Source organism: Klenkia marina (genome assembly GCF_900101025.1).
GTDB classification, from domain to species: Bacteria; Actinomycetota; Actinomycetes; order Mycobacteriales; family Geodermatophilaceae; genus Klenkia; species Klenkia marina.
In genome coordinates this window covers 279,045-305,835 of the sequence record NZ_FMUH01000006.1, presented here as the reverse complement: position 1 = coordinate 305,835, position 26,791 = coordinate 279,045, and the positions used below count along the sequence as shown (strand labels likewise).

Sequence of the window (26,791 nt, the reverse complement as noted above, 5' to 3'; positions counted from 1 at the left end):
CGTCGGCGGATCAGCCCGCAGGAGGTGCTCGTCGGCCTGGGCTCGTTGCTCGTGGTGGCTGCAGCGCTGGCCCTCGTCGCGGTCGCCTGGACCCGCCCCGCAGGCCCCCGTCCCGCCCGTGCCGGGCCCGCCCGTCCAGGGCCCCCCGGTGCAAGGCCCCCCGGTGCAAGGCCCCCCGGTGCAAGGCCCCCCGGTGCAAGGCCCCCCGGTGCAAGGCCCCCCGACGCAGGGCCCGGTCCAGGACCCGCGGTCGCCGCGTCGGCGGATCAGCCCGCAGGAGGTGCTCGTCGGCCTGGGCTCGTTGCTCGTGGTGGCTGCAGCGCTGGCCCTCGTCGCGGTCGCCTGGACCCGGTTCGGCCTCGGCTTCCAGGCCGCCGTGATGGGCACCGCCACCGCCGCGGCCGCAGCCGGGTCCGGCTGGACGGCCCGCCGGGGCCTGCGTGCCACCGAGGAGGGCCTGGCCGTCACCGCCACGGCGCTGCTGGTCATCGACGTCACCGCAGCCCGTGCGCTGGGTCTGCTGGGCCTCGACGCCGTCGACGGCCTGCTCCACGGCGCGCTCGCCACGGCCCTGGTCGCCGTCCTCACCGCGGGGCTGGCCCGCACCACGCGCACCACCCTCGTCTGGCCGGCCGCTGCCCTGTTCGCCGCGCAGCCCGTGCTGCCCCTGCTGGCCGGGTACTCGGGCGGCGGCGCGCTGACCGTGGCAGCGCTGCTGGCCCTGGGTGCCGCGGACCTCGCGGTCGCCGGACGACTCCCCCGCTGGACCGCCGAGGTGGCCCGCGTGCTCGCCGGCACCACCGCCGCCCTGGCCGTCCTGCGGGGCACCGAGCTCGCCTGGTCGGGCGACCTGCCCGACGGCGTCGCCGCCGCCGCGCTGCTCGTCGGGGCGGCCGCAGGCGCCGTCGTCGTGGTGGCGTGGCGGGCCGGACGCGGCCTCGGGGTGCCGTTCCCGTTCGTCGCCGGGGTGCTGGCAGCCGCGCCGTCCCTCGCGGTGGCCGGGCTGGTGCTGCGCAGCGGCCCGGTCGGCGGACCGGCGCTGGGCCTGGCCGGCGTCGTCCTGGTGACCGCACTGGTGCTGGTCCGCCGCGACCCGTTGCGGCGGGAGCTGGCCGGGGGGTCCGGTGCGGTGCTGCTGCTCGTCGGGCTCGGCGAGCTGGTGGTGACCGACCGACCGGCGGCCCTGGCCCTGGTGGTGCTGGCCGGCACCGGCCCTGCCGCGCTGGCCGCCGTCCTCGTGCCCGCTGCGCGGCCCGCGGCGACGTCGGCGGCGCTCGCGCTGCCCGGGTTGGCCGCCCTGGCGGCGCGGGCCGGCGACGTGCTGCCGGCCCCCGCGACCGGCCTGCTGCTCGCGTGCCTCTCCGCCCTCGCACTGGGGGTCGCGACGCTGCGCACCGGGCACCCCGAGGAGTGGGCCGCGGCCCTGACCGCGCCGGTGCTCGCGCTGGCCGCCGCCGGCACCGGGGTCTCGATCGGGGCGTGGGGCCAGGTGGGCGTGCAGCTGGGCCTGGTCGGCGCGGCCGGGCTGGCCTACGGCCTGGCCGCCGGGCGCACCGCCGTCCGCTGGGCGTCGTTGGGCGACCTCGTGCTGGCCGGGTGGATCGCGCTGGCCGGCGCGGCCGTCACGACGCCGGAGGCCTACAGCCTGCCCCTGGCCCTCGCACTGCTCGCCGCTGCCGGCCCGCGGTTGCTCCGGGGGCCCTCGTGGGCCGGCTGGGGCCCGGGACTGCTGGTCGGCTTCGCCCCCTCGGTGCTCGCCGCCGTGGCCGACGACGGCCTGCTGCGGGTCGTGCTGGTGCTGACCGCCGGTGTCACCACCGTGGTGGCCGGGGCGCTGACCCACCGGCAGGCACCGTTCCTGGTCGGCGCCGGGGCCCTCGCCGTCCTGGGCACCGTCGAGCTCGCCCCCGTCGTCTCCCGACTGGACAGCTGGGTGCCGCTGGGTGCCGCCGGGCTGCTGCTGCTGGTCGTCGGCGCCACCTACGAGCGGCGTCGTCAGCAGGCCCGCGAGGCGGTCGCCTGGGTCGGGCAGATGAGCTGAGGGGCTCCCGAGCCCCTACCGTGGCGGGATGCAGGGGCGCCCGCGGTCGAGCGACGCCGAGGCCTACCCCCCGCCGCTCGGCGCGTACCCGCCACCCGTGCGCCCCGCCCCGCTCCCCGACCGGGTCACCCCGCAGCAGCTGCTGGTGGGCGCGGGTGTGGTCGCCGTCCTCGGCGCGACCCTGTCCACCTTCGCCGTCGGCACCCCGGCCGGGGTGGTCGCCGTCAGCGTCCTGCTGGTCGTCGCCGCGGCCCTGGCGGTGCTGGCCGGGCACGCCGGGGGCCCGACGGCGGGCGAGGGTCTCGCACTGGGCGCGGTCGCCGCCGCCGGCACGCTGGTGGCGGTCGGGGCACTCACCGCGCCGGACCCGGCACTGGCGGCCGGCACGCTCAGCGGGTTCGTCGCCGTGGCCACCGCGGCGCTGCACCTGGTCGGACCGCAGCTGCGCACCTGGCCGGTGGCCTCGTGGCTGGCCGCCCAGGCCGCCGTGGTGGCGGTGCTGGTCAGCACGTCGCTGCCGGTGGTGCTGACCGCCGGTGCGCTGCTGGGCACCGCCCTGGCGGGGCTGGCCATCGCCTGGTTCGGCGACGGGCCGCGGCACGGGGTGCTCAGCCGCGCCGGCCTGCTGGGCAGCGTCCCGTGGTGGGCCGTGGGCGTCTGGGTCGTGGAGCGGGCGGCCTGGGCCGGGGAGGGCGTACCCCTCACCGCCGGCCTGGGCGTCGCCGCCGCCCTGGGTCTGCTGGTCACCACCCACCGCCGCGTGCCCGAGCTGCCGGTGGCCGGCGCCGCCGTCCCGGTGCTCGCCGGCGTCACCGCGGGGTCGGTGCTGGCCGGCGCCGCCTCGTCCGCCGGGCCGGACTGGGTGCTGGGCTCCGGGTTCCTGGGCCTGCTGCTGGCCGCGGCGGTCGCGGTCGCCGCCTCCCGCGGCCCGGCCTGGGTCCCCCGCGACGCCGGTCTCGCCGCCGCGGGCACCCTCACGCTGCTGGCCGCCCTCGGCACCGGGTGGGCCGGACGCTGGAGCGACCTCGGGCTCCTGCTGGTCACGACGGCCGCGGCCGCGGTCCTGCTGTCGGTCCGCGACCGCGACACGCGCCCGTCCACCGTGCCGGTGGCGGTCGGCGCGTTGGCCCTCGCGGTCGTCACGCTGACCGACGACGGGCCGCTGACCGGCGCCGGGGTCGGCACGGCGCTGGTGGCAGTGGCCGTGACCGCGCTGGCCGAGGCCGTCGTCCTCGCGGTCGTGCTGCCCCGGCGGGCCGGGCAGCGGGTGCGCGCGTGGGTGCGGGCCCGCACCGGTCGCACCGCACCCGTGCCGCCCCGCGATCCGGTGCGCGACGTCCGGGACGCCTTCGCGTCGATCGACACCGGACGACCGGCGGCACCCCCCGCCGACGGTTCGGTGCAGCCGCTGGACGCGCCGGCCGGGTCCCCCGACGAGCGGGCCGCCACCTCGGCTGCCGGCACCGGCACGGTGGTCGGGCTGCTGGGGGTCGCGACGGCGGCGTCGTCCGGCTCCTACGGGACGACGGCCGCGCTGCTCGCCGTCCTGGGGCTGGCGCTCATGGGCCACGGCGACGTCCTGCGCGGCACGCGGCTGCCCGGCGTCCCCGAGGAGGAGGTCGAGGTGCGCGGCCGCGGTACCCGCACCCTCGGCGGCCTCGCCGTCGTCGCGGCATGCGCGACTGGTGCGGCGCTGGCGGGGTGGACGGCGTGGGAGACGGTCACCGTGCCGGCCGGGGTCGTGCTCCTGGCCGGGCGGTGGCGGTCCCTGCCGCACGGGCCGTCGCCGCGCACGTGGGGGCCGGGACTGGCCGTCGCGCTGCTGCCGTCGGTGCTGCTGACCGTGGCCGACCCGACGCCGGTCCGGCAGGTGACGGTGCTGGTCGTCTCGCTGGTGATGGTGCTGGCCGGTCTCGGGTGGGCGGTGCGCGCCCCGTTCGTGCTGGGCCTGGTCGGGGTGCTCGGGGTGACGGCGGGGTGGCTGCTCGACGACGCCCCCAGCCCGTGGGTCGTGGCCCTGCTCGTCGTCGGCGCGGCCCTCATCGGGGCCGGGGCCGTGCGCGAACGCCAGCGCCGCCGCGGCGAGCCCGTACCGGCGCTCGTGCGCACGTTGCGCTAGGTGCCGAACAGGCTCTCGGCGCAGACGACGCGGTAGCCGGCGGCGAGGAAGCTCCGCATCGAGGCGGTGTTGGCCGGGGCCACCTGGGCCCACAGCGCGCCGTCGACCATCGGCGCGACGTCAGGGGCCCGCGGCGTGCGAAGCGCGTCGTGGGGGGACGTCGGGTCCTTCTGCTCCCACCGCCCGGCCAGGCCCCGGCCGAGCACGAGCACCGCAGCGCCGTCCGGCGTGCCCAGCACCTGCACGTCGGTGCGGTGCCGGTGCGCCCGCTGCACTCGGGGGTGGTCGGGTCGGTGCAGTGGCTGCAACGGGATGACCGGGTCCACCGGCGCCGTCGGGGCGACGAGCACGGCGTCCACCACGCCCGGCTCCACGCCGGTCTCGTCGGCCAGAGCGGCCAGGAACCGGGCCGACAACGGCGCCGCGATCGGGTCGGGCGCGGCGGCGATCCACCCCTGCACCCACCGGGGGTCGACGTCGGCGGCCACCCACGCCCACGCGGTCCCGCCCACGACGACGGCCCGCGCCCCGAGGGGTGCGGGCCGTACGGTCACGCTGCCGTCGGCTGCCGGATCACGACCTGCGGCCAGCGCGTCGAGGAGCTCGTTCAGACCCGGAAGCCGAGGGCGCGCAGCTGCTCGCGGCCGTCGTCGGTGATCTTGTCCGGGCCCCACGGCGGCATCCAGACCCAGTTGATCCGGATGTCCTCGACCAGACCGGGGCCGGGGCCGCCGGTGAGGGCCTGGCGGGCCTGGTCCTCGATGACGTCGGTCAGCGGGCAGGCCGCCGAGGTCAGGGTCATGTCGATGACGGCGACGTTGGAGTCGTCGACCTCGATGCCGTAGACCAGGCCGAGGTCGACGACGTTGACGCCGAGCTCGGGGTCGACGACGTCGCGCATGGCCTCCTCGAGCTCCTCGAGGTCGGCCTTGATCACCGGGGCCGCCGGGGCGGTGGTGGGGGTGCTCTCGGTCATGCTGCGGGTCCTCCCCAGGCTCGGGCGCTGGCGTCCTTGAGGGCCATCCAGCTCATCAGCGCGCACTTGATGCGCGCGGGGTACTTCGACACACCGGCGAACGCGACGGCGTCCTCCAGGGTGTCCTCGAGCTCGTCGGCGACCGACTGGTCACCCTTGGCCTGCATGAGCTTCATGAAGTCGTCACCGGTGGCCAGGGCGTCGGTCACGCTCTTGCCGACCACGAGGTCGTACATCGCCGACACCGACGCCTGGCTGATCGAGCAGCCCATGCCCTCGTACGAGACGTCGGTCAGCGTGTCGCCGTCGACCTTCACGCGCAGCGTCACCTCGTCACCGCACGTGGGGTTGACGTGGTGCACCTCGGCGTCGAACGGCTCGCGCAGACCGCGGCCGTGCGGGTTGCGGTAGTGGTCCAGGATGATCTCCTGGTACATGTCCTGCAGCTTCATCAGGCCTCCTCAGGAGCGTCAACACCGAAGAAGCGCTGGGCATGCCGCACGCCCTCGACCAGCGCGTCGACGTCGTCGTACCCGGTGTGCACGTAGAACGTGGCCCGGGTGGTGGCCGGCACGCCGTAGCGGCGCACCACCGGCCAGGCGCAGTGGTGGCCGACCCGGACGGCGATGCCCTGGTCGTCGAGCACCTGGCCGACGTCGTGCGGGTGGATGCCCTCGACGGTGAAGCTGATGGCTCCCCCGCGGGCCACGGTGTCGACCGGGCCGATCACCGTGACGCCGGGGATGGCCTGCAGCTGCGCCAGCGCGTACTCGGTCAGCGCCTCCTCGTGGGCCAGCACGTGCTGCATGCCCAACCCGGTGAGGTAGTCGCAGGCCGCGGCCAGCCCGATGACCTGCGCGGTCATCGGCACGCCGGCCTCGAAGCGCTGCGGCGGCGGGGCGAAGGTGCTGCCCTCCATCCGCACGACCTCGATCATCGAGCCGCCGGTGAGGAACGGCGGCATGGCCGCCAGCACCTCCGACCGCCCCCACAGCACGCCGACGCCGGTGGGCCCGAGCATCTTGTGCCCGGAGAACACCAGGAAGTCCGCGTCCAGGGCGGCGACGTCGACCGGCTGGTGCGGCACCGACTGCGCCCCGTCGACCATGACCAGCGCACCGACCTCGTGGGCCCGGGCGATGATCGGCTCCAGCGGCGGCATCGTGCCCAGGATGTTGGACTGCTGGGTCACCGTGACGAACTTCGTGCGCTCGTTGACGACCGTGTCGAGGTCGGAGAGGTCCAGGCGGCCGTCGTCGGTGAGCCCCAACCAGCGCAGGGTCGCGCCGGTGCGCTCGCACAGCTGCTGCCAGGGCACCAGGTTGGCGTGGTGCTCCATCTCGGTGACCACGATCTCGTCGCCCTGGCCGACGGCGTACCGCCGGAAGTCGGGCTCCTTGGCGGTGGCCGCGTTGGAGAAGGAGTAGGCCACCAGGTTGATCGCCTCCGTGGTGTTGCGGGTGAACACCACCTCGTCGGGCTGCCCGCCGATGAACGACGCGATGGTGGCCCGGGCCGCCTCGTAGGCCTCCGTGGCCTCCTCGGCCAGGGCGTGCGCGCCCCGGTGCGGAGCGGCGTTCACGTTCTCGTAGAACCAGCGCTCGGCGTCGAGCACCTGGCGGGGCTTCTGCGAGGTCGCCCCGGAGTCCAGGTAGACCAGCCGCTTCCCGTCCCGGACCGTGCGGCCGAGGATCGGGAAGTCGGCGCGCACCGCCTCGACGTCCAGCGGGAGCGGTGCGCGCTCCGTGGCGCGCGAGGCGGTGACGGTCATGAGATCGCCGCGGCCTCGGCGTCGGCCTTGAGGTAGGAGGCGTAGCCCTCGGCCTCGAGCTTGTCGGCCAGCTCCTTGCCGCCCTCCTCGACGACCCGGCCGGCCACGAACACGTGGACGAAGTCGGGCTCGATGTAGCGCAGGATGCGGGTGTAGTGCGTGATGAGCAGGACGCCGACCGCGCTGTTCGCCTTCGCCCGGTTGACGCCCTCGGAGACGACGCGCAGGGCGTCGACGTCCAGGCCCGAGTCGGTCTCGTCGAGGATCGCGATCTTCGGCTTGAGCAGGCCCATCTGCAGGATCTCGTGGCGCTTCTTCTCGCCGCCGGAGAAGCCCTCGTTGACGTTGCGCTCGGCGAAGGCCGAGTCCATCTCGAGGGCCTCCATCTCGGTGCGGACGTCCTTGACCCAGGTGCGCAGCTTCGGCGCCTCGCCCGAGACCGCGGTCTTGGCGGTGCGCAGGAAGTTCGACACCGAGACGCCGGGGACCTCGACGGGGTACTGCATGGCCAGGAACAGGCCGGCGCGGGCGCGCTCGTCGACGGTCATCTCGAGCACGTCCTCGCCGTCGAGGGTGACCGTGCCGCCGGTGATCGTGTACTTCGGGTGGCCGGCGATCGAGTAGGCCAGGGTCGACTTGCCCGACCCGTTGGGGCCCATGATCGCGTGGGTCTCGCCGCTGCGGATGGTGAGGTCGACGCCGCGGAGGATCTCCTTGGTCTCGTCGCCCTCGCCCACGGTGACGTGCAGGTCGCGGATCTCCAGCACGCTGCCGGTGCTCTCGGTCATCTGGTGGTGCCTCTCAGTCGGTGTCGGCCGCGGAGGTGTCGACGAGGACGTCGTCGCCCTCGACGCGGACCGGGTGGGTGGTGACCGGCTTGTTCGCCGGCAGGTTGGTGGGCGCACCGGTGCGCAGGTCGAAGCACGACCCGTGCCAGGTGCACTCGATGGTGGGGACGCCGTCGACCATCTCGACCTCGCCCCCGTCGCTCAACGGGTAGTCCTGGTGCGAGCAGAGGTCGGTGAGGGCGTAGACCTGCCCGTCGTGCCGGGCGAGCACGAGCTCGACGTCCCCGACGACGACGGGGACGGCTTCGCCCTCACCGATCTCGCTGAGCGCACAGGCCCGCTGGAAGCTCATGCCGGCTGCAGCTCGCCCTCGGGGTGCTCCTGCTCCTCGAGACCGGGCAGCGCGCCGAGGCGCTGCTCGATCGAGCCCATGAGCCGGTCGGCCAGGGCCGGGACGCCGATCTTCTGCACCACGTCGGCGAAGAAGCCGCGCACCACGAGGCGGCGGGCGGTCTCGGCGTCGATGCCGCGCGAGCAGAGGTAGAACAGCTGCTCGTCGTCGAATCGGCCGGTCGCGCTGGCGTGCCCGGCGCTGACGATCTCGCCGGTCTCGATCTCGAGGTTCGGGACCGAGTCGGCACGCGCGCCGTCGGTGAGTACCAGGTTCCGGTTCAGCTCGTAGGTCTCGGTGCCGGTGGCGGCCGGCCGGATGCGGACGTCGCCGACCCACACCGTGTGCGCCTGCTCGCCCTGCAGCGCGCCCTTGTAGACGACGTTGCTGGTGCAGTTGGGCGTCGAGTGGTCGACCCAGAGCCGGTGCTCCTGGTGCTGGGTCTCGTCGGCGAAGTACACGCCGGAGAGGTCAGCGGTGCCGCCGGTGCTGGTGTAGTCGACGTTGCTGACCAGGCGGACGAGGTCGCCGCCCAGGGTCACCACGACCTGCGTGTAGGTGGCGTCGCGGCCGACGACGGCGTCGTACTGACCGCCGTGGACGGCGCCCGGCGCCCAGTCCTGCACGCTGACCAGCTCGACCCGCGCGCCGTCGCCGACGACCACGGCGACCCCGCCGGAGTAGTTCGCCCGGCCCGAGTGGTCGAGCACGACGGTGGCCTCGGCGAACGCGCCGACCTCGATGACGGTCATGCCCCAGACGACGTCCGCGGCACCGCTGCCGCGCATCGACAGGGTGACCGGGCGGTCGAGCTGGGCCTCGGCCGGGATGCGGACGACGGTGGCGCCGCCGGCGTTGACCCGGGTGAGCGCCGCGAGGCGGTCGACCGGCTCGGGCAGACCCTTGAGCAGCGGGTCGTCGGCGCCGACGGTGGTGAGCTCGACGCCCGCGGGCAGGTCGGTCTCGACCTCGAGCCGGGCGCCGCTCGCCGCACCCTCGAGCAGCGTGCGGACCCGCTTCAGCGGGGTGAAGCGCCACTCCTCCTCACGACCGGTGACGACCGGGAAGTCATCGGGGTCGGTGGAGGTGAAGCGCTCGGCCGGCGAGCCGGTGGGCGCGGGGCCGCCGTGGCTGTGCGCCCCGGCCGGGCCGCCGGTGCCCTCGGCGGGCGTGGTCGGCGGCCCGGCCTGCGCGCCGACGCCGTCGGCGAACAGCTCACTGGCCAGGGCGGCGGACTCGGCCGGCCCGGCGATGGTGTCGGGGGTCTGGTTCTCCGGCATCAGCCGACGGCACCTTCCATCTGCAGCTCGATCAGGCGGTTCAGCTCGAGGGCGTACTCCATGGGCAGCTCGCGGGCGATCGGCTCGACGAAGCCGCGCACGACCATCGCCATCGCCTCGTCCTCGGACAGACCGCGGCTCATCAGGTAGAAGAGCTGGTCCTCGCTGACCCGGGAGACCGTGGCCTCGTGGCCCATGGACACGTCGTCCTCGCGGACGTCGACGTAGGGGTAGGTGTCGGAGCGGCTGATGGTGTCGACCAGCAACGCGTCGCACTTCACCGTCGACCGCGAGCCGTGCGCACCCTCGTCGATCTGCACGAGACCGCGGTAGGAGGTGCGTCCGCCGCCGCGGGCGACGGACTTGCTCACGATGGTGGAGGAGGTGTGCGGCGCGGCGTGCACCATCTTGGCGCCGGCGTCCTGGTGCTGGCCCTCGCCGGCGAAGGCGATGCTCATGACCTCGCCCTTGGCGTGCTCGCCGGTCATCCAGACGGCCGGGTACTTCATCGTCACCTTGGAGCCGATGTTGCCGTCGACCCACTCCATGGTCGCGCCCTCGTGGGCCACGGCCCGCTTGGTGACCAGGTTGTAGACGTTGTTCGACCAGTTCTGGATGGTCGTGTACCGGCAGCGGGCGTTCTTCTTGACGATGATCTCGACGACGGCGGAGTGCAGCGAGTCGCTCTTGTAGATCGGGGCGGTGCAGCCCTCGACGTAGTGCACGTAGGCGCCCTCGTCGATGATCATCAGGGTGCGCTCGAACTGGCCCATGTTCTCGGTGTTGATCCGGAAGTAGGCCTGCAGCGGGATCTCGACGTTGACGCCCGGCGGCACGTAGATGAACGAGCCACCGGACCACACCGCCGTGTTCAGCGCGGCGAACTTGTTGTCACCGGACGGGATGACCGAGCCGAAGTACTCGCGGAAGAGGTCCTCGTGCTCGCGCAGCGCGGTGTCGGTGTCCAGGAACAGGACGCCCTGCTCCTCCAGGTCCTCGCGGATCTGGTGGTAGACCACCTCGGACTCGTACTGCGCGGCGACACCGGAGACCAGGCGCTGCTTCTCGGCCTCGGGGATGCCGAGCTTGTCGTAGGTGCTCTTGATGTCGGCCGGGAGGTCGTCCCAGGTGGCCGCCTGCTTCTCGGTCGACTTCACGAAGTACTTGATGTTCTGGAAGTCGATGCCGGAGAGGTCGGAGCCCCAGTCGGGCATGGGCTTCTTGCCGAACAGCTTGAGGGCCTTGAGGCGGCGCTCGAGCATCCACTCGGGCTCGTTCTTGCGGCGGGAGATGTCGCGGACGACGTCCTCGTTGATCCCGCGGCGTGCGGACGCGCCGGCGGTGTCGGCGTCGGCCCAGCCGTACTTGTAGCGGCCGAGCTGGTCGATCTGCTCGTCCTGCGTCAACGGCGTGCTGGGCTGCTGGGTGGTGGTCATGCGGGCGTCCTCTCCCGGGCTGACTGGGGGGTGGGGCTCGGTGCGGGGCGGCGCTGGGCCGCCCGCTCGGTAGGTGAAGGGCGCTGGACCCGGCTGGTGTTCCCCGGGACGTGGCTCGCGGGGATGTGGGTGGTGCAGATCCCGTCGCCGTGGGCGATGGTGGCCAGCCGCTGCACGTGCGTGCCGACCAGCCGGCCGATGACCGCGGTCTCGGCCTCGCACAGCTGCGGGAACTCGGCCGCGACGTGCGCCACCGGGCAGTGGTGCTGGCACAGCTGCCCGCCGCTGGAGATCGCCGAGGCCGAGGCAGCGTAGCCCTCGGCGGTCAGCGCCTCGGCGAGCACCTGGGCGCGGTCGACCGCCTGGTCACCGGCGGTGCTGCCGGCCCGCTCGACGGCGTCGGAGCACCGCTGCTCGAGACCGGCCAGCTGCTGCTCGGCGACGTCGCGGACGGCGTCGGGACCGCCGTGGGCGGCGACGAACCGCAGCGCGGTCAGCGCCAGGTCGTCGTAGGCGTGGGGGAAGCCGGCGCGGCCGGCGTCGGTCAGCACGAAGTGCCGGGCCGGGCGGCCGCGACCGCGCACGGAGCCGGGCAGGGCGCGCTCGGCCGCCCGCCCCTCGGCGACGAGGGAGTCCAGGTGACGGCGGACGGCGGCCGGCGAGACGCCCAGCCGGCCGGCCAGCTCGGTGGCGGTCTGCGCGCCGTGCTCGAGCAGCAGGCCGGTCACGCGGTCGCGCGTGCGCCCGTCGTCGGCACTGGCCGACGGCCGGGCGGACTGCGCCGCGCTGGATTCCACAACACGAGTGTGCGCTATTTCGACGACGTCGCAAGCAAGGCCGCCCTAACCCGAACGCCCAGCCCAGCGCCGGTGTGACGAACGACGCGGCGCCGATCCGGGAGGCGTCCCGGTCGGACCGGGCGGCCACCTACCCTGGGTACGTGCCGGTCTCCCCCGTCGTCGTCCGCCGCGTCGCCCTCGCCAACGCCGTCGCCAACGGCCTCATCGTCGTCACCGGCGGTGCGGTGCGGTTGACCGGCAGCGGGCTGGGCTGCCCGACCTGGCCCGAGTGCACCGACGGGTCGATCACCCCGACCGCCGAACTGGCCGGTCACGGGCTCATCGAGTTCGGCAACCGGCTGCTGACATTCGTGCTGGCCGTCGTCGCCATCGCCACCGTCGTCGTGGTGTGGCGGTCGACCCGCCGCGAGCTGCGGAAGTGGGCGGTCGGCAGCTTCCTGGGCATCCCCGCGCAGGCTCTGCTGGGCGGGGTCACCGTGCTCACCGGTCTGAACCCGTGGACCGTCGCGGCCCACTTCCTGGTGTCCATGGTGCTGGTCGCGGTGGCGACCACGCTGTGGCTGCGCTCGCGCGAACCCGGGGTGGGTGGCCTGCTCGTGCGCCGCCCCGTCGCGCACCTGGTCACCGGCATCGCGGTCACCGTGGCCGCCGTCCAGGTGTTCGGCACCGTCGTGACCGGCTCGGGCCCGCACAGCGGCGACCCCGGCGCCGGGCGCACCGGCTTCGACCCCGAGCTGGTGAGCCAGCTGCACGCCGACGTCGTCTTCCTGCTCATCGGGCTGACCGTGGCGCTGCTGGTGGCCCTCCACGCCACCGACTCCCCCGGTCGCGTGCGCCGTGCCGCCCGCGACCTGCTGATGGTCGAGCTCGCCCAGGGCGTCATCGGCTACGTGCAGTACTTCACCGGGCTGCCGATCGTGCTGGTGCTGCTGCACATGGCCGGCGCCGTGCTCATCACCGCCTACACGGCCCGGCTGGCCTGGTCGGTCCGTGGCCCGCGCACCGAGGTCGAGGTCCAGCCCCCCGCCGAGGCCTTCGCCACCACCCGCTAGGCCTCCCGGCCGCCCTGTCCAGGGCTGCCCGCGCACCCGCGGCGCGGGCGCGCCGGCACGGGGGTCCGACACCCCGACGACCCGTCCCCCGGCGCACCCGGAGCCCGAGGGCGCTCCCGCACGGCCCGTCCCGCGCCGCAGGGCGCACCGCAGGGCGCCGTGTGGTCAGGCGCGCTCCCGTGCGGGCTCGAGCCGCGATGGGCGGGTGGGGCGCCGCGCCGAGGTGGCCCGACCTCCCCCAGGGTCTGCGCACCCACCATCAACCGGCCACCGCCAGGGGTGTCCGGCCACCCCACCGGCAGGGGTGGGCGGTGACGTCACCGGCGGCGACCCGGGCACGGCTCAGCGGACGTCGGGCACGGCCGTCGGCCGCGGTGCGATCCGGTGGATCGCCATCAGACGAGGACGTCGACGACCAGCGCGATGCTCAGCAGGGTCATGTAGGTGATCGACACCGAGAAGAGCTTCATGGGCCGGTCGGCGCCGCCGCCGCGGATGCGCCGCAGCCAGGCGTGGGACTCGGCGACGTACCAGATGCCGAGGGCCACGATCGGGGCGCCGGCGATCCAGCCCAGCTGCGGGGTGACCGGGACCATGAGGGCGGAGACGGCGAGCGTGCCCCACGCCCAGGCGGCGGACTGCTTGCCGACGCTGACCGGCCCGGCGACGACCGACAGCATGGGGACGCCGGCGCGGAAGTAGTCGTAGCGGAAGCGGCTGGCCAGTGCCCAGAAGTGCGGCATCTGCCAGCAGAAGACGATGCCGAAGAACACGACGGCGGGCCAGGCCAGCGAACCGGTGACCGCGGCCCACCCGATGAGCACCGGGGCGGCGCCGGGCAGGCCGCCGAAGACGGTGTTGTGGTGGGTGCGGCGCTTGAGCACCATCGTGTAGAAGACCGAGTAGGCCAGCATGGCGACCGCGGCCAGGATGGTGGCCAGCGGCGTGGTGAAGACGCCGAGCACCACCAGCGAGATCCACGCGAGCATGACGCCGAACGTGAGCGCGGCCCGGGGCGGGACGACGCCGGTGACGGTCGGCCGGTCGCGGGTGCGCGACATGATGCGGTCGATGTCGCGGTCGTACCAGCAGTTGATGGTGTTGGCGGCGCCCGCGGCGAGCATGCCGCCGACCATCGTGGCGACGACGAGTCCGGTGCCGGGCCAGCCGCCCGCGGCCAGCATCATCGCCGGGAGGGTGGTCACCAGCAGCAGCTCGACCAGCTTGGGCTTGGTCAGCGAGACGTAGGCGCCGACCAGGGCCAACGGCCGGGTGCGGTGGCCGACGGCAGGCCGTTCGGCGATCGCGGTCACGAGTCGATCCACACCATTCAGACCGGGGCGGGCACGGGTCCTGACCACTGTAGACCCGCGCGGCCGTGACGAACGCCCTGTACCACTAGGGTTCGACCACGTTGATGGTGCGCACCCGGCGGGTAGGGCCCAGGTCGGCAACGACGACGACCGGCTGCAACCCCGGCATCGCCCCGACCCCGTAGACACATCCGCAAGGGAGCACCCGCCTGATGGCAGACAAGAGCACTCCGTCCGAAGCGCCGGCCGAGGCCGCCACGGACAGCCCCACCGGCTCGCCGGCCCAGCCGAACCCCACGCTCCCCGAGGGCTTCACCGAGCTCGACCGCCGGGCCATCGACACCGCCCGCGTGCTGGCGATGGACGCCGTCCAGAAGGTCGGCAACGGCCACCCGGGCACCGCGATGAGCCTCGCGCCGATCGCCTACCTGCTGTTCCAGAAGTGGATCAAGCACGACCCGTCCGACCCGGACTGGGTCGCCCGCGACCGCTTCGTCCTGTCCCCCGGGCACACGGCACTGACGCTGTACACCCAGCTCTACTTCTCCGGCTACGGGCTCGAGCTCGACGACCTCAAGGCCCTGCGCACCTGGGGCTCGAAGACCCCGGGGCACCCCGAGGTCGGCCACACCACCGGTGTCGAGACCACCACCGGGCCGCTGGGCCAGGGCGTGGGCAACGCGGTCGGCATGGCCATGGCCGCCCGCCGCGAGCGCGGCATCTGGGACCCGAGCTCGGCCCCCGGTGAGGACAGCGTCTTCGACCACACCATCTGGGCGATCGCCTCCGACGGCGACCTCCAGGAGGGCATCTCCGGCGAGGCGTCGTCGCTGGCCGGCACGCAGCAGCTGGGCAACCTCGTCGTCGTCTACGACGACAACAAGATCTCCATCGAGGACGACACGACGATCGCCTTCACCGAGGACGTCGCCGCGCGGTACGAGGCCTACGGCTGGCACGTGCAGCACGTGGCCGACAGCGAGGACCTCGCCTCCCTCGACGCCGCGCTGGCCGCCGCCAAGGCCGAGACCTCGCGCCCGTCGCTGATCGTGAGCCGGTCGATCATCGGCTGGCCGTCGCCGAACAAGCAGAACACCGGCGGCATCCACGGCTCCGCGCTCGGCGACGACGAGGTCGCGGCCACCAAGGAGGTCCTCGGCTTCGACCCCGAGAAGACCTTCGACGTCGCCGACGAGGTCATCGCGCACACCCGGAAGGTGATCGAGCGCGGGCAGGCCGCGCGCGCCGAGTGGCAGCCCGGCTTCGACGCGTGGCAGTCCGCCAACCCCGACCAGGCCGCGCTGTTCGACCGCATGCGCACCCGCACCCTGCCCGAGGGCTGGGCGCAGGCGCTGCCGACCTTCGACGCCGACCCCAAGGGCATGGCCACCCGCAAGGCCTCCGGCGCCGTGCTGGCCGCCATCTACCCCGAGCTCCCCGAGCTCTGGGGCGGCTCCGCCGACCTGGCCGAGTCCAACAACACCGCCGTCGAGGGCGAGCCGTCGTTCCTGCCGCCGAGCCGGCAGACCAAGACCTGGAGCGGTGGCCCCTTCGGCCGCACGCTGCACTTCGGCATCCGCGAGCACGCCATGGGCTCGATCATGAACGGCATCGCGCTGCACGGGGGCACCCGCGTGTACGGCGGCACGTTCCTGACGTTCTCGGACTACATGCGCCCCGCCGTCCGGCTGGCCGCGCTCATGCAGCTGCCGGTCACCTACGTGTGGACCCACGACTCCATCGGCCTGGGCGAGGACGGCCCGACCCACCAGCCGATCGAGCACCTGGCCGCGCTGCGCGCCATCATCGGCCTGGACGTCGTCCGCCCGGCCGACGCCAACGAGACCGCGGTCGCCTGGCGCACGATCCTGCAGAACAACGACCGCCCGGCCGGCATCATCCTGTCCCGGCAGAACCTGCCGGTCGTCGACCGCAGCGTGTTCGGCTCGGCCGAGGGCACCGCGAAGGGCGCCTACGTCCTGGCCGAGGCCAGCACCGGCACCCCCGAGGTGATCCTGATGAGCACCGGGTCCGAGGTGCAGATCGCCGTCGCCGCCCGCGAGCAGCTCGAGGCCGCCGGCACGCCCACCCGGGTCGTGTCCATCCCGTGCCAGGAGTGGTTCGCCGAGCAGGACCAGGCCTACCGCGACGAGGTCTTCCCCCCGTCGGTCCGGGCCCGGGTCAGCATCGAGGCCGCGATCGCCATGGGCTGGCGGGACTTCGTCGGCGACGCCGGCCGCATCGTCGCGCTGGACCACTACGGCGCCAGCGCCTCGTTCCAGAAGCTGTACGACGAGTTCGGCCTGACCGCCGAGGCCGTGGTCGCCGCCGCGCGCGACAGCATCCAGGCCGCGTCCGGGGCTCCCCGCCTCGACACCGGCGCCGACGTCGTCGGTGGCCTGCAGACCAGCCGCACCGCCGACCAGTGAGCGAGAGGGACACCATGACCCAGAACGAGAACCTGAAGGCACTGTCGGAGGCCGGCGTCAGCGTCTGGCTCGACGACCTCTCGCGCGACCTGATCCACGGCGGCGAGCTGCAGCGCCTCGTCGACGAGAAGTCCGTCGTCGGCGTGACCACCAACCCCTCGATCTTCGCCGCGGCCATCAGCGGTTCGGACTCCTACGACGACCAGCTGCACGCCATGGCCGTCCGCGGGGTCACCGTCGAGGAGGCGCTGCGCACCATCACCGCCGCCGACGTCCGCGACGCCTGCGACCTGCTCACCCCGGTGTTCGAGCGCACCGGCCGCGACGGGCGCGTCTCCCTGGAGGTCGCCCCCGGGCTGGCCCACCACACCGACGCCACCGCCGCCGAGGCCGCCCACCTGTGGTGGCTGGTCGACCGGCCGAACCTCTACATCAAGATCCCCGCGACGGTCGAGGGCCTGCCGGCCATCACCGAGACCATCGCCAACGGCATCAGCGTCAACGTCACCCTCATCTTCAGCCTCGAGCGGTACAAGGCCGTGATGGAGGCCTACGTCGCCGGGCTCGAGAAGCGTGCCGAGGACCCCGAGGCGAGCTTCGAGGGCATCGAGAGCGTCGCGTCGTTCTTCGTGTCCCGCGTGGACACCGAGATCGACAAGCGCCTGGACGCCGCCGGCGCCGACGCCTCGCTCAAGGGCAAGGCCGGCATCGCCAACGCCCAGCTGGCCTACCAGGCCTACGAGGAGGTCTTCTCCTCCGACCGCTGGGCGGCCCTCGAGGCCCGCGGGGCCAGCAAGCAGCGCGCGCTGTGGGCCTCCACCGGGGTCAAGAACCCCGAGTACAGCGACACGATGTACCTGTCCGAGCTGGCCGCGCCCGACACCGTGAACACGATGCCGGGCAAGACCATGGACGCCTTCGCCGACCACGGCCAGGTCGGCCGCCCGGTCACGGAGACCTACGCGGACGCCGAGAAGGTGCTGCAGTCGGTGCGCGACGCCGGCGTCGACCTCGACGACGTGTTCGCCGTGCTCGAGAGCGAGGGCGTGCAGAAGTTCAACGACGCCTGGGATGAACTCTCCACCTCGGTGGCCGAACAGCTCCAGGACAAGAAGTAGAGGACCTCCCTGCCCCCCACCACGAGCACGCTCGCGGCGGGGACCCTGCAGGGAGGCCGACCCCGGGACCGGCGCACCGCCGCGTCGGTCCCGGGTGCTCCATCCATCCTCTGGAAGGGCCCATGAGCACCAACCCGTTGCGTGACCCGAGGGACCGGCGGTTGCCCCGGGTCCCCGAACCCTGTGCCCTCGTCGTCTTCGGCATCACCGGCGACCTGGCCCGCAAGAAGCTCCTGCCCGCGGTCTACGACCTCGCCAACCGCGGCCTGCTCCCCACCAACTTCGCGCTGCTGGGCTTCGCCCGCCGCGACTGGGACGACATCGACTTCGCGGAGCTGTCCCGCAGCGCCGCCCGGGAGCACGCCCGCACCCCGTGGCGCGAGGAGGTCTGGGAGCGGCTGTCGAACTCCGTCCGCTTCATCCAGGGCTCCTTCGACGACGACGCCGCCTTCGACGAGCTCGCCCACACCCTCGGCGAGCTCGAGGGCAGCCACGGCATCGGCGGCAACGCCGCGTTCTACCTCTCGATCCCGCCGAGCATGTTCTCCGTGGTGCTCAAGCAGATGCAGCGCACCGGCATGGCCGAGAGCACGTCCGACCGCTGGCGCCGCGTCGTGGTCGAGAAGCCGTTCGGCACCGACCTGCCCTCCAGCCGCGAGCTCAACGGCCTGGTCGACTCGGTGTTCAGCGCCGACGACGTCTTCCGCATCGACCACTACCTCGGCAAGGAGACGGTGCAGAACCTGCTCGCGCTGCGGTTCGCCAACACCCTCTTCGAGCCGGTCTGGAACGGCGCGCACGTCGACTCCGTGCAGATCACCATGGCCGAGGACGTCGGCATCGGTGGCCGCGCCGAGTTCTACGACCGCACCGGCGCCGCCCGCGACGTCCTGCAGAACCACCTGCTCCAGCTGCTGGCCCTCACGGCCATGGAGGAGCCGGTCGAGTTCTCCGCGGAGGAGATCCGCACCGAGAAGCTCAAGGTGCTGCGGGCCGTCTCCGTGCCCAAGGACATGGAGCGCTTCGCCGTCCGCGGGCAGTACGAGCAGGGCTGGCTGGCCGGGCAGCGGGCCAAGGGCTACCGGCAGGAGGACGGCGTCAGCGCCGATTCCCGCACCGAGACCTACGCCGCCGTCCGGCTGGGGGTCGAGACGCGGCGCTGGGCCGGCGTCCCGTTCTACCTGCGCACAGGCAAGCGGCTGCCCCGCCGGGTCACCGAGATCGCCCTGTCGTTCCGCAAGGCCCCGCACCTGCCCTTCGCGCCCACCGACACCGAGGAGCTGGGGCACAACCAGCTCGTCGTCCGCGTGCAGCCCGACGAGGGCGTGACCCTCAAGTTCGGGTCGAAGGTCCCCGGCAGCGTCATGGAGGTCCGCGACGTGTCGATGGACTTCCTGTACGGCGAGCAGTTCACCGAGTCCTCCCCCGAGGCCTACGAGCGCCTGCTGCTCGACGTCCTGCTGGGCGACGCGACCCTCTTCCCCCGCAACGCCGAGGTCGAGGCCTCGTGGGCGGTCATCGACCCCCTCGAGGAGTACTGGGCCTCCACCACGCCGTTCTCGTACCGGGCCGGTGAGTGGGGTCCCCGCGCGGCCGACGAGATGCTGGCCTCCGAGGGGCGGGCATGGCGCCGACCGTGATCCCGACCCGCCCCGCGACGACCGAGGAGACCGCCCGATGAGCACGCTCTGGGACACCAACGGGTCGGCGATCGTCAAGGAGCTCGCCGCCCAGCGGCGCACCGGCGGCGCCGTCATGAGCGGTGTCGCGCTGACCCTCGTGGTCGTCGCCGACGAGGACCGCGTCCTGGAGGCCGAGGCGGCCGCCGCCGCAGCGGCCGAGGTGCACCCCTGCCGACTGCTGATCGTCGTCCGGCGCCAGGTCGAGGCGCCCGCGCCGCGGCTGGACGCCGAGGTGCTCATCGGCGGGCGGCTGGGCCCCGGCGAGGCCGTGGTCATGCGCATGTACGGCCGGCTCGGCCTGCACGCCGAGTCCGTCGTGCTGCCGCTGCTGGCCGCCGACGCACCCGTCGTCACGTGGTGGTTCTCCGCCCCGCCCGAGCGCATCGAGACCGACGCCCTCGGCGTCATCGCCAACCGGCGGATCACCGACAGCCTCATGGCCGACGACGGCGTCGCCGCCCTGCACCGCCGCGCCGAGGACTTCGCCCCCGGCGACACCGACCTGGCCTGGACCCGGAGCACCCCGTGGCGCTCCACCCTCGCCTCCACCCTCGACGCCGTCGTCGGCCGCCGGGGCGGCCCGGTGCAGGTGCTCGGCGGACAGGTGGTCGGCGACCCCGAGAACCCGACCGCGCAGCTGGTCGCCGGCTGGCTCAGCGCCCGCTGCGGGTGCTCGATCACCGTCGAGGCCGGTCAGCGCAGCACCGGGTCCAAGGGCATCGACACGATCGTGCTGACCCTCGACCAGGACGAGGAGGTCCGGCTGACCGACGACCGCAAGGGCGGCGCCGTCATCAGCCAGCCCTACCGACCCGATGCCACCGTCGCGCTGCCGAAGCGGTCGCTGGGCGAGCTCATCGGCGAGGAGATGAAGCGCCTGGACAGCGACGAGCCCTACCGCGAGGCGCTCGAGGCGGCCACCGGCACCACCGGCCTGGCCGACCGTGCCCCGGTGCGCGAGCACGTGTGGTTCGACCCGATGCGGCCGACGCCCACGGCCCCCGTCGTCCCGGCGGACTCCGTGGACGACGACGAGGTGGCCAGCACCGGGACCACCGAGAGCGGGACCGGTGGTAGCAGCGCTGCCGACGGCGGGGACGACGACGGCGGGGACGACCAGCCCGCGGACGCGTCATGAGCGCCCCGGAGGTGGTCGTCCAGCCCGACGCCGACGCCCTCGCCACCACCGTCGCCGAACAGCTCGTGGCCCGACTGGCCGCGGCGCAGGCCCGGCACGGCAGCGCCTCCGTGGTGCTGACCGGCGGCGGCATCGGCACGGCCGTCCTGCGGGCGACCGCCGCCGCGGGCGGTGACGTCGACTGGGGCCGGGTCGACGTCTGGTGGGGCGACGAGCGCTGGGTGCCCGCGTCGGACGGCGACCGCAACGAGAAGGGCGCCCGCGAGGCCCTGCTCGACGTCGTGGGCGTGCCCGCCGACCGCGTGCACCCGATCCCGGCCTCGGACGCCGGGTACGCCGAGCCCGAGGACGCCGCGGCCGCCTACACCGCGCAGCTGCTGGCGGCCGGGGGCGGCACGGTGCCCCGCATCGACGTCCTCATGCTGGGGGTGGGCCCCGAGGGCCACGTGGCGTCGATCTTCCCGGACTCCCCCGCGGTCACCGACGACCGGCCGGCCCTGGCGGTGCGCGACTGCCCCAAGCCGCCCCCGACCCGGGTCAGCCTGGGCTTCGGCGCCATCACCGCCGCCGAGGAGGTCTGGCTGCTCGTCTCGGGCGAGGGCAAGGCCGAGGCAGTGGCCCGGGGGCTCTCCGGTGAGGAGACCCCGGCGTCGCTGCCCGCGGCCGGCGCGGTCGGGCGCCGAGCCACCCGCTGGCTGCTCGACGCCGAGGCAGCCTCCCGGCTGCCCTGACCCGCCGGGACGGCCCCGTCGCGGGGTCCTGGCCGGCGCGGAGCGTGGGCCGGGGGGCGACGGGGTCCTACCCGCGCCGGGCGCGCAGCTTGCTCAGGGCCTCCTCGAGGAGGGCGTCGCCGTCGGCGTCCGACCGCCGTTCGCGCACGTAGGCGAGGTGGGTCTTGTACGGCTCGTTGCGCGGGGGCGGCGGTGGGTTCTGCTCGTCCTGCCCGGCCGGGAGGCCGCAGCGCGGGCAGTCCCAGGTCTCGGGGACCTCGATGCCCTGCGCGAAGGCGATGCACGTGTCGTGCCGGTTGGCGCACCAGTAGGCCACGCGCACCCGGGGGGCGGCCTCCCCGCGCTCGGACTCACCCATCGGACCTGCCCCGACCCGGCTGCCCCGGATCGCGCTGCCACCTGCCACGTGCGCTCCCACCCTCGGTGTCGACGAACCAGCAGGGTGAGTCTAGGCCGACGCAGGTGACGACCACGTCACGACCGTGCGTCGAAACCGCAGGTCAGACCCGTGGTGCGCCACTCGGTGGTGGCCGTCAGACCTTGAGGAGGATGCCCAGGGCGATGATGCAGACGGTCCAGATGGCCGCGGTGAACACGGTGAGCCGGTTCAGGTTCTTCTCCACCACGGAGGACCCGGACAGCGACGACGACGCGGCGCCGCCGAACATCGACGAGAGCCCACCGCCCTTGCCGCGGTGCAGCAGGATCAGCACGATGAGCAGCAGGCTCGTCAGCACCAGCAGCACGTTCAGGACGATCTCGATCACAGGTTCTCCACTCCGAGCGGGCAGCGACGGATCAGCCTACGCCGACGGCGCTCAGCCGCCGCCGACACCGGCCGTGGCCACGTCGTAGCCGTTGTAGGGCAGCATGACCACGCCGTTGCGCAGGCGTTGCCCGGCCAGCAGCTGGGCCCGGTTCTCCACCAGCGGCACGAAGGCGTGGGTGGCCAGGGCGGCCGTGGACACCGCGGCCCAGGCGGCCGGGTCGCCGCCGGCCGTCGCGGTGTCCACCGCCGCGTTCACCGCGGGGTCGTCGAGCAGCGCGTAGTTGGCGTTGCCCGCCTCGGGCGAGATCGACCGCCCGTCGACCAGCGGCACCAGGAACGACGCGGGGGTGGGCAGCACGGCGGCGTAGGTGGCCAGCACCATGGCGTACGGACCGGCCGCGATGGCAGCCGGCGACCCCACCCCGGCGGTGTAGAACGTCGCCGGGTCCAGGGCCTGCACGGTGACCACGATGCCCACCTGGGCCAGCTGCCCGACCAGGGCGTCGGCGACCTTCCGGGTGCCCACGACGTCGGGCACCGCCATGGTCACCGCGAAGCCCTCCGGGGTGCCGCACGAGGTCAAGGAGGCACGGGCGGCGTCGAGGTCGGCCGCCGCGTCGGTGTCCTCCGGTCCACCGGGCAGCGCACTGGGCCAGAGCACCGAGCGGCGCAGCGCGTCGTCGGGGCCCCCCAGCTCCTCCTGCACGGCTGCGCGGTCGACCACCGCGGCCACCGCGGCGCGGCAGTCCGGGTTGGCCATCGGGCCCACCGTCGTGGGCAGGGCCAGCATGCGCAGCGACCCGGTGGCCAGGTCGTCGACCCGGTCGGTCAGGCCCGGGTCGTCGGCGAAGCGGTTCAGCGTCGCCTCCTGCACCCCGTTGCCGGTCAGGTCGGCGTCGGCCGAGCCGGCCAGCAGGGCCTGGTCGCGGTCCAGCCCGGTCAGCCCGGTGCGCACCACCACCTGGTCGGGCAGCGCCGTGCGCACCGGGTCGCTGTCGGGGCTCCAGGCGGTGTTGCGGTCGAGCACGATGCCGGTGAGCGCGTCGACCGAGGTGATCGCGTACGGCCCCGACGAGACCGGGTCGGCGCCGTAGGCCGCACCGGTGTCGTTCTCGACCGGCACCGGGCTCGACGACGGCAGCGCCAGCACGTACGGGAAGTCCGGGTCGGCCCGGGACAGCGTGAAGGTGATGGTCGCGTCGTCCGGCGTGGAGATCGTGGTCAACCCGAGCTTGTCCGGCGACTCGTCCTGGTAGGGGCCGGCGTAGAGGCTGTCGGGGTCGAGCAGGTCCAGCACGAAGTTGGGCCCGCCGCTGACGACGTCGACGGCGAACGACCGCTCGATGCCGTACTTGAGGTCGCGGCTGGTGATGGCGCGGCCGGTCTCGAAGGTGCCGCCGGGGCGCAGGGTGAACGTCCACGTGCGCCCGCCGTCGGGCGTCGTCCCGAGGTCGGTGGCGAGGTCGGGGACGAGCTGGTCGGTGCTGCCCGGCTCGCTGGAGTAGGTGACCAGGGTGCGGGTGTAGAGCCGCATGAGGTTCCACACCGCCGGCACGTACGAGCGCTGCGGGTCCAGGCTGTCGACCTGGGAGGTGACCAGCCGCAGCGTGCCGCCGGCGGCGTCCGACGGTGCGCGGACGCCGTCCAGTCCGCCGTCGCGTGCACCGGACTGGGTGGGGACGGCGGTGTCGGCCGGGTCGCCCCCGCTGCAGCCGGCCAGCAGGGCGACCAGCAGGAGCAGGGCGAGGGCGGCACGCAACCGGTGCGGGTGGGGCCTCACGGGGGCGGCGGTCCTCCGGTGGGTGGGCCGCCGCCCCTGCGGGTCAGCGGCTCTCGGCTGCGGCGCGGCAGATGGAGACGAACTCGTCGGCGTCGAGGCTCGCGCCGCCCACCAGTGCCCCGTCCACGTCGGGTCCGGCGAGGATGCCTGCGGTGTTGCCGGCCTTCACCGAACCCCCGTAGAGGATACGGACGACGTCGGCGGTCTCCGGGCCGAAACGCTCGGCGAGCCGGGCACGGATCGCCCCGCAGACCTCCTGCGCGTCGTCGGGAGTGGCCACCTCGCCGGTGCCGATGGCCCACACCGGCTCGTAGGCGATGACGATGCCCGCCACCGTCGCCGCGTCGAGACCGTCGAGGGCGGCGTCGACCTGCGCGGTGGTGTGGGGCACGTGCTCGCCGGCCTTGCGGACGTCGAGCCCCTCCCCCACGCACAGGATCGGGACGAGGTCGTGCTCCAGGGCCTTGCGGACCTTGGTGGCGACGACCTCGTCGGTCTCGGCGTGCAGGGCCCGCCGCTCGCTGTGCCCGACCACGACGTAGGTGCAGGCCAGCGCCTTGAGCTGCGCACCGCTGACCTCACCGGTGTAGGCACCGGAGTCGGCGGTCGAGAGGTCCTGACCGCCGAAGCCGATCTCGATCTTGTCGCCCTGCACCAGCGTCTGCACGCTGCGGATCGCGGTGAACGGGGGGACGACGACGACCTCGGCCGCCTCGAGCTCGGGCTCCTTCAGACCGAAGGCGACCTTCTGCACCAGGCCGATGGCCTCGAGGTGGGTGAGGTTCATCTTCCAGTTGCCCGCGATGAGCGGACGCCGGCCCTCGTAGACCTTCCCGGACTTCGTGCGGGCCATCAGGAGGCCCCGCCCGACAGCACGGCCAGGCCGGGCAGCTCGCGGCCCTCGAGGAACTCCAGGGACGCACCGCCCCCGGTGGAGATGTGGCCGTAGCCGTCCTCGTCGAGCCCCAGCTGGCGGACGGCGGCGGCCGAGTCGCCACCGCCGACGACGGACAGCCCGTCGACGGCGGCCACGGCCGTGGCCACACCCCGGGTGCCGTGGGTGAACGGCGCCAGCTCGAAGACGCCCATGGGGCCGTTCCAGAACACGGTGTGCGCGTCGGCCAGGTGGCCGGCGAACAGCTCGACCGTGCTCGGGCCCACGTCGAGCCCCTTGAGCCCGTCGGGGATCGCGTCGACCGGGGTGACCTTGACCTGGGCGTCGGCCACCAGGGCCTCGGCGCAGACGACGTCGACCGGCAGCACGATCTTGTCCCCGGCCTCGGCCAGCAGCCGCCGGCACGTCTCGACCTGGTCGGACTCGAGCAGCGAGTCACCCACCCCGTGGCCCTGGGCAGCCAGGAAGGTGAAGCACATGCCGCCGCCGACGAGCAGCTTGTCGACCTTGGGCAGCATGGCCTCGATGACGGCCAGCTTGTCGCTGACCTTCGACCCGCCCAGCACGACGACGTAGGGCCGCTGCGGGTCCTCGGTCAGCTTCGTGAGGACGTCGAGCTCGGCGGCCACCAGCCGGCCCGCCGCGTGCGGCAGCCGGGTGGCGACGTCGTAGACCGAGGCGTGCTTGCGGTGCACCGCACCGAAGGCGTCGTCGACGTAGAGGTCGGCCAGGGCGGCGAACCGGTCGGCCAGTGCGCCGCGGGCGTCGTCGTCCTTCGCTGTTTCGGCAGCCTCGAACCGGACGTTCTCCAGCAGGCAGACGTCGCCGTCGCTCAAGGCGGAGACCGCGGCCTGGGCGCCGCTGCCGGCGGTGTCGGTCGCCAGCGGGACCTCGACCCCCAGCAGCTCGGACAGCCGCGCCGCGACCGGGGCCAGGCTGTACCGGTCGTCGCGCTCGCCCTTGGGCCGCCCGAGGTGGGCGGCCACGACGACGCGGGCGCCGGCCTCGCGCAGGGCCTGCAGGGTGGGCAGGCTCGCCCGGATGCGACCGTCGTCGGTGATGACCCGCTCGCCGGTGGAGTCGTCGAGGGGGACGTTCAGGTCGGCGCGCAGGAACACGCGCCGACCCCGCACACCCTCGGCGATGAGCTCGTCGACGGTGCGCATGCTCAGAGCTTCGAGCCGACGAGCGCGGTGAGGTCGACGAGGCGGTTGGAGTAGCCCCACTCGTTGTCGTACCAGCCGACGACCTTGACCTGGTCGCCGAAGACCTTGGTCAGGCCCGAGTCGTAGATGCACGAGGCCGGGTCGGTGACGATGTCGGAGGAGACGATCGGCGCGTCGGTGTAGACCAGGTAGGGCGCCAGCGGGCCCTCGGCGGCGGCCTTGTAGGCGGCGTTGACCTCGTCGACGGTGACCTCGCGGGACAGCGTGACGGTGAGGTCGGTGGCCGAGCCGGTCGGGACCGGGACGCGCAGGGCGTAGCCGTCGAGCTTGCCCTTGAGCTCCGGGAGCACCAGGCCGATGGCCTTGGCCGCACCGGTGGAGGTGGGGACGATGTTCAGCGCGGCGGCGCGGGCGCGGCGGAGGTCCTTGTGCGGGCCGTCCTGCAGGTTCTGGTCGGCGGTGTAGGCGTGGATCGTCGTCATGAGACCGCGCTCGATGCCGAAGGCGTCGTTGAGCACCTTGGCCAGCGGGGCCAGGCAGTTCGTGGTGCACGACGCGTTGCTGATGATGGTCTGCGAGCCGTCGTACAGCTCGTGGTTGGCGCCCATGACGATCGTGATGTCGTCGTCGGTGGCGGGCGCGGAGATGATGACCTTCTTGGTGCCGGCCTCGACGTGCTTGCGGGCGTCGGCGGCCTTGGTGAAGAAGCCGGTGGACTCGATGACCACGTCGACGCCCAGGTCGCCCCAGGGCAGGTTGGCCGGGTCGCGCTCGGCGAGCGCGGTGATGGTCTTGCCGCCGACCGTGATGCCGTCGGCGGTCGAGGAGACCTCCTCGGGGAACTTGCCGAGGACCGAGTCGTACTTGAGCAGGTGCGCGAGGACGTCGTTGCTCGTGAGGTCGTTGACCGCCACGATCTCGATGTCCTGGCCGCTGGCGGCGACCGCGCGGTAGAAGTTGCGGCCGATGCGACCGAACCCGTTGATGCCGACCCGTACCGTCACTGGGACCTCCGTGGGTGCCTTGTGGGTGCTCTGTGGTGTGCACTGCTGCTGGCGTCGGGGGGCCGCGCGGGGGTGCGCGACACCGCCTCGGTGAGAACCCTAGCCGTCGCCA

The 26,791-nt window shown here is 73.8% G+C and carries 24 protein-coding genes; 8 read left to right on the top strand and 16 right to left on the bottom strand.

The window, feature by feature from the left end; all coding sequences use genetic code 11:
• Positions 1–208 precede the first annotated feature (208 nt).
• Both BLP29_RS17745 and BLP29_RS17740 read left to right on the top strand, forming a co-directional pair.
• Entirely contained in the window at positions 209–2,041 is a 1,833-nt protein-coding gene (locus BLP29_RS17745) for an SCO7613 C-terminal domain-containing membrane protein (protein WP_133379258.1), read from the top strand.
• 28 nt (positions 2,042–2,069) lie between these two features.
• Complete coding sequence (locus BLP29_RS17740) at positions 2,070–4,160, top strand: SCO7613 C-terminal domain-containing membrane protein (RefSeq protein ID WP_092806954.1); 2,091 nt, start codon at positions 2,070–2,072, stop codon at positions 4,158–4,160.
• Here BLP29_RS17740 and BLP29_RS17735 read toward each other — a convergent pair.
• From BLP29_RS17735 to BLP29_RS17695, 9 genes are read right to left on the bottom strand one after another with little or no spacing between them, the layout of a single operon-like run.
• A complete protein-coding gene (locus BLP29_RS17735) occupies positions 4,157–4,714 on the bottom strand; it encodes a hypothetical protein (protein WP_092806952.1) in 558 nt (185 codons plus the stop codon). The two genes, BLP29_RS17740 and BLP29_RS17735, sit on opposite strands and share 4 nt — an antisense overlap.
• A gap of 53 nt (positions 4,715–4,767) precedes the next feature.
• Complete coding sequence (locus BLP29_RS17730; protein WP_092806951.1) at positions 4,768–5,136, bottom strand: metal-sulfur cluster assembly factor; 369 nt, start codon at positions 5,134–5,136, stop codon at positions 4,768–4,770.
• Complete coding sequence (gene sufU, locus BLP29_RS17725; protein ID WP_092806949.1) at positions 5,133–5,588, bottom strand: Fe-S cluster assembly sulfur transfer protein SufU; 456 nt, start codon at positions 5,586–5,588, stop codon at positions 5,133–5,135. The genes BLP29_RS17730 and sufU overlap by 4 nt, the downstream gene beginning before the upstream one ends.
• Entirely contained in the window at positions 5,588–6,907 is a 1,320-nt protein-coding gene (locus tag BLP29_RS17720) for a cysteine desulfurase (protein WP_092806947.1), read from the bottom strand. The genes sufU and BLP29_RS17720 overlap by 1 nt, the downstream gene beginning before the upstream one ends.
• Positions 6,904–7,695, bottom strand: a complete 792-nt coding sequence (gene sufC / locus BLP29_RS17715; RefSeq protein WP_092806945.1) for a Fe-S cluster assembly ATPase SufC — start codon at positions 7,693–7,695, stop codon at positions 6,904–6,906. Before sufC ends, BLP29_RS17720 begins: the two co-directional genes overlap by 4 nt.
• Positions 7,696–7,708: 13 nt before the next feature.
• Complete coding sequence (locus tag BLP29_RS17710) at positions 7,709–8,047, bottom strand: Rieske (2Fe-2S) protein (protein ID WP_092806943.1); 339 nt, start codon at positions 8,045–8,047, stop codon at positions 7,709–7,711.
• The gene (sufD, locus tag BLP29_RS17705) at positions 8,044–9,366 is read right to left on the bottom strand and encodes a Fe-S cluster assembly protein SufD (protein ID WP_243470070.1); all 1,323 of its coding nucleotides are present in this window, start codon (positions 9,364–9,366) and stop codon (positions 8,044–8,046) included. Before sufD ends, BLP29_RS17710 begins: the two co-directional genes overlap by 4 nt.
• Positions 9,366–10,802, bottom strand: coding sequence for a Fe-S cluster assembly protein SufB (gene sufB / locus BLP29_RS17700; protein ID WP_092806941.1), 1,437 nt, complete (start codon positions 10,800–10,802; stop codon positions 9,366–9,368). The genes sufD and sufB overlap by 1 nt, the downstream gene beginning before the upstream one ends.
• Complete coding sequence (locus BLP29_RS17695; protein ID WP_092806939.1) at positions 10,799–11,599, bottom strand: helix-turn-helix transcriptional regulator; 801 nt, start codon at positions 11,597–11,599, stop codon at positions 10,799–10,801. Before BLP29_RS17695 ends, sufB begins: the two co-directional genes overlap by 4 nt.
• 143 nt (positions 11,600–11,742) lie before the next feature.
• Between BLP29_RS17695 and BLP29_RS17690 the strand changes: the two genes are divergently transcribed.
• Positions 11,743–12,654, top strand: coding sequence for a COX15/CtaA family protein (locus BLP29_RS17690; protein WP_092807049.1), 912 nt, complete (start codon positions 11,743–11,745; stop codon positions 12,652–12,654).
• A 395-nt stretch (positions 12,655–13,049) separates the two neighbouring features.
• Here the strand turns inward: BLP29_RS17690 and BLP29_RS17685 are convergent, their stop codons facing one another.
• Positions 13,050–13,967: a heme o synthase gene (locus tag BLP29_RS17685; protein ID WP_092806937.1), complete on the bottom strand. Its 918-nt coding sequence runs from the start codon at positions 13,965–13,967 to the stop codon at positions 13,050–13,052.
• Positions 13,968–14,179: 212 nt separating this feature from the next.
• Between BLP29_RS17685 and tkt the strand changes: the two genes are divergently transcribed.
• From tkt to pgl, 5 genes are all read left to right on the top strand, one after another.
• Positions 14,180–16,396 (top strand): transketolase, encoded by a 2,217-nt coding sequence (tkt, locus tag BLP29_RS17680; RefSeq protein WP_092806935.1) that lies wholly within the window; start codon positions 14,180–14,182, stop codon positions 16,394–16,396.
• Between the two features lie 14 nt (positions 16,397–16,410).
• Positions 16,411–17,514, top strand: a complete 1,104-nt coding sequence (tal, locus tag BLP29_RS17675) for a transaldolase (RefSeq protein ID WP_092806933.1) — start codon at positions 16,411–16,413, stop codon at positions 17,512–17,514.
• Positions 17,515–17,636: 122 nt separating this feature from the next.
• Positions 17,637–19,154, top strand: a complete 1,518-nt coding sequence (zwf, locus tag BLP29_RS17670) for a glucose-6-phosphate dehydrogenase (RefSeq protein WP_092806931.1) — start codon at positions 17,637–17,639, stop codon at positions 19,152–19,154.
• 37 nt (positions 19,155–19,191) lie between these two features.
• Positions 19,192–20,334, top strand: coding sequence for a glucose-6-phosphate dehydrogenase assembly protein OpcA (locus tag BLP29_RS17665; RefSeq protein WP_092806929.1), 1,143 nt, complete (start codon positions 19,192–19,194; stop codon positions 20,332–20,334).
• Positions 20,331–21,065 (top strand): 6-phosphogluconolactonase, encoded by a 735-nt coding sequence (gene pgl / locus BLP29_RS17660; protein WP_092806927.1) that lies wholly within the window; start codon positions 20,331–20,333, stop codon positions 21,063–21,065. Before BLP29_RS17665 ends, pgl begins: the two co-directional genes overlap by 4 nt.
• Positions 21,066–21,132: 67 nt before the next feature.
• Here pgl and BLP29_RS17655 read toward each other — a convergent pair whose 3' ends face one another.
• The 6 genes from BLP29_RS17655 to gap form a co-directional block, all read right to left on the bottom strand.
• On the bottom strand, positions 21,133–21,471 hold the full coding sequence (locus tag BLP29_RS17655; protein ID WP_092806925.1) for an RNA polymerase-binding protein RbpA: 339 nt from the start codon (positions 21,469–21,471) through the stop codon (positions 21,133–21,135).
• A gap of 127 nt (positions 21,472–21,598) precedes the next feature.
• Complete coding sequence (gene secG / locus BLP29_RS17650; protein WP_279385464.1) at positions 21,599–21,832, bottom strand: preprotein translocase subunit SecG; 234 nt, start codon at positions 21,830–21,832, stop codon at positions 21,599–21,601.
• Between the two features lie 51 nt (positions 21,833–21,883).
• Positions 21,884–23,614, bottom strand: coding sequence for an ABC transporter substrate-binding protein (locus BLP29_RS17645; protein WP_243470068.1), 1,731 nt, complete (start codon positions 23,612–23,614; stop codon positions 21,884–21,886).
• A gap of 43 nt (positions 23,615–23,657) precedes the next feature.
• On the bottom strand, positions 23,658–24,467 hold the full coding sequence (gene tpiA, locus BLP29_RS17640) for a triose-phosphate isomerase (protein ID WP_092806923.1): 810 nt from the start codon (positions 24,465–24,467) through the stop codon (positions 23,658–23,660).
• On the bottom strand, positions 24,467–25,675 hold the full coding sequence (locus tag BLP29_RS17635; RefSeq protein WP_207798572.1) for a phosphoglycerate kinase: 1,209 nt from the start codon (positions 25,673–25,675) through the stop codon (positions 24,467–24,469). The genes tpiA and BLP29_RS17635 overlap by 1 nt, the downstream gene beginning before the upstream one ends.
• Positions 25,676–25,677: 2 nt before the next feature.
• Positions 25,678–26,679 (bottom strand): type I glyceraldehyde-3-phosphate dehydrogenase, encoded by a 1,002-nt coding sequence (gap, locus tag BLP29_RS17630; protein ID WP_092806921.1) that lies wholly within the window; start codon positions 26,677–26,679, stop codon positions 25,678–25,680.
• Between the last annotated feature and the right edge of the window lie 112 nt (positions 26,680–26,791).

Coding starts and splice junctions, on each gene's coding strand:
- BLP29_RS17740 (WP_092806954.1), top strand. CDS start 2,070: ATGCAGGGGCGCCCGCGGTCGAGCGACGCCGAGGCCTACCCCCCGCCG.
- BLP29_RS17730 (WP_092806951.1), bottom strand. CDS start 5,136: ATGACCGAGAGCACCCCCACCACCGCCCCGGCGGCCCCGGTGATCAAG.
- sufU (WP_092806949.1), bottom strand. CDS start 5,588: ATGAAGCTGCAGGACATGTACCAGGAGATCATCCTGGACCACTACCGC.
- BLP29_RS17720 (WP_092806947.1), bottom strand. CDS start 6,907: ATGACCGTCACCGCCTCGCGCGCCACGGAGCGCGCACCGCTCCCGCTG.
- sufC (WP_092806945.1), bottom strand. CDS start 7,695: ATGACCGAGAGCACCGGCAGCGTGCTGGAGATCCGCGACCTGCACGTC.
- BLP29_RS17710 (WP_092806943.1), bottom strand. CDS start 8,047: ATGAGCTTCCAGCGGGCCTGTGCGCTCAGCGAGATCGGTGAGGGCGAA.
- sufD (WP_243470070.1), bottom strand. CDS start 9,366: ATGCCGGAGAACCAGACCCCCGACACCATCGCCGGGCCGGCCGAGTCC.
- sufB (WP_092806941.1), bottom strand. CDS start 10,802: ATGACCACCACCCAGCAGCCCAGCACGCCGTTGACGCAGGACGAGCAG.
- tkt (WP_092806935.1), top strand. CDS start 14,180: ATGGCAGACAAGAGCACTCCGTCCGAAGCGCCGGCCGAGGCCGCCACG.
- tal (WP_092806933.1), top strand. CDS start 16,411: ATGACCCAGAACGAGAACCTGAAGGCACTGTCGGAGGCCGGCGTCAGC.
- zwf (WP_092806931.1), top strand. CDS start 17,637: ATGAGCACCAACCCGTTGCGTGACCCGAGGGACCGGCGGTTGCCCCGG.
- BLP29_RS17665 (WP_092806929.1), top strand. CDS start 19,192: ATGAGCACGCTCTGGGACACCAACGGGTCGGCGATCGTCAAGGAGCTC.
- pgl (WP_092806927.1), top strand. CDS start 20,331: ATGAGCGCCCCGGAGGTGGTCGTCCAGCCCGACGCCGACGCCCTCGCC.
- tpiA (WP_092806923.1), bottom strand. CDS start 24,467: ATGGCCCGCACGAAGTCCGGGAAGGTCTACGAGGGCCGGCGTCCGCTC.
- BLP29_RS17635 (WP_207798572.1), bottom strand. CDS start 25,675: ATGCGCACCGTCGACGAGCTCATCGCCGAGGGTGTGCGGGGTCGGCGC.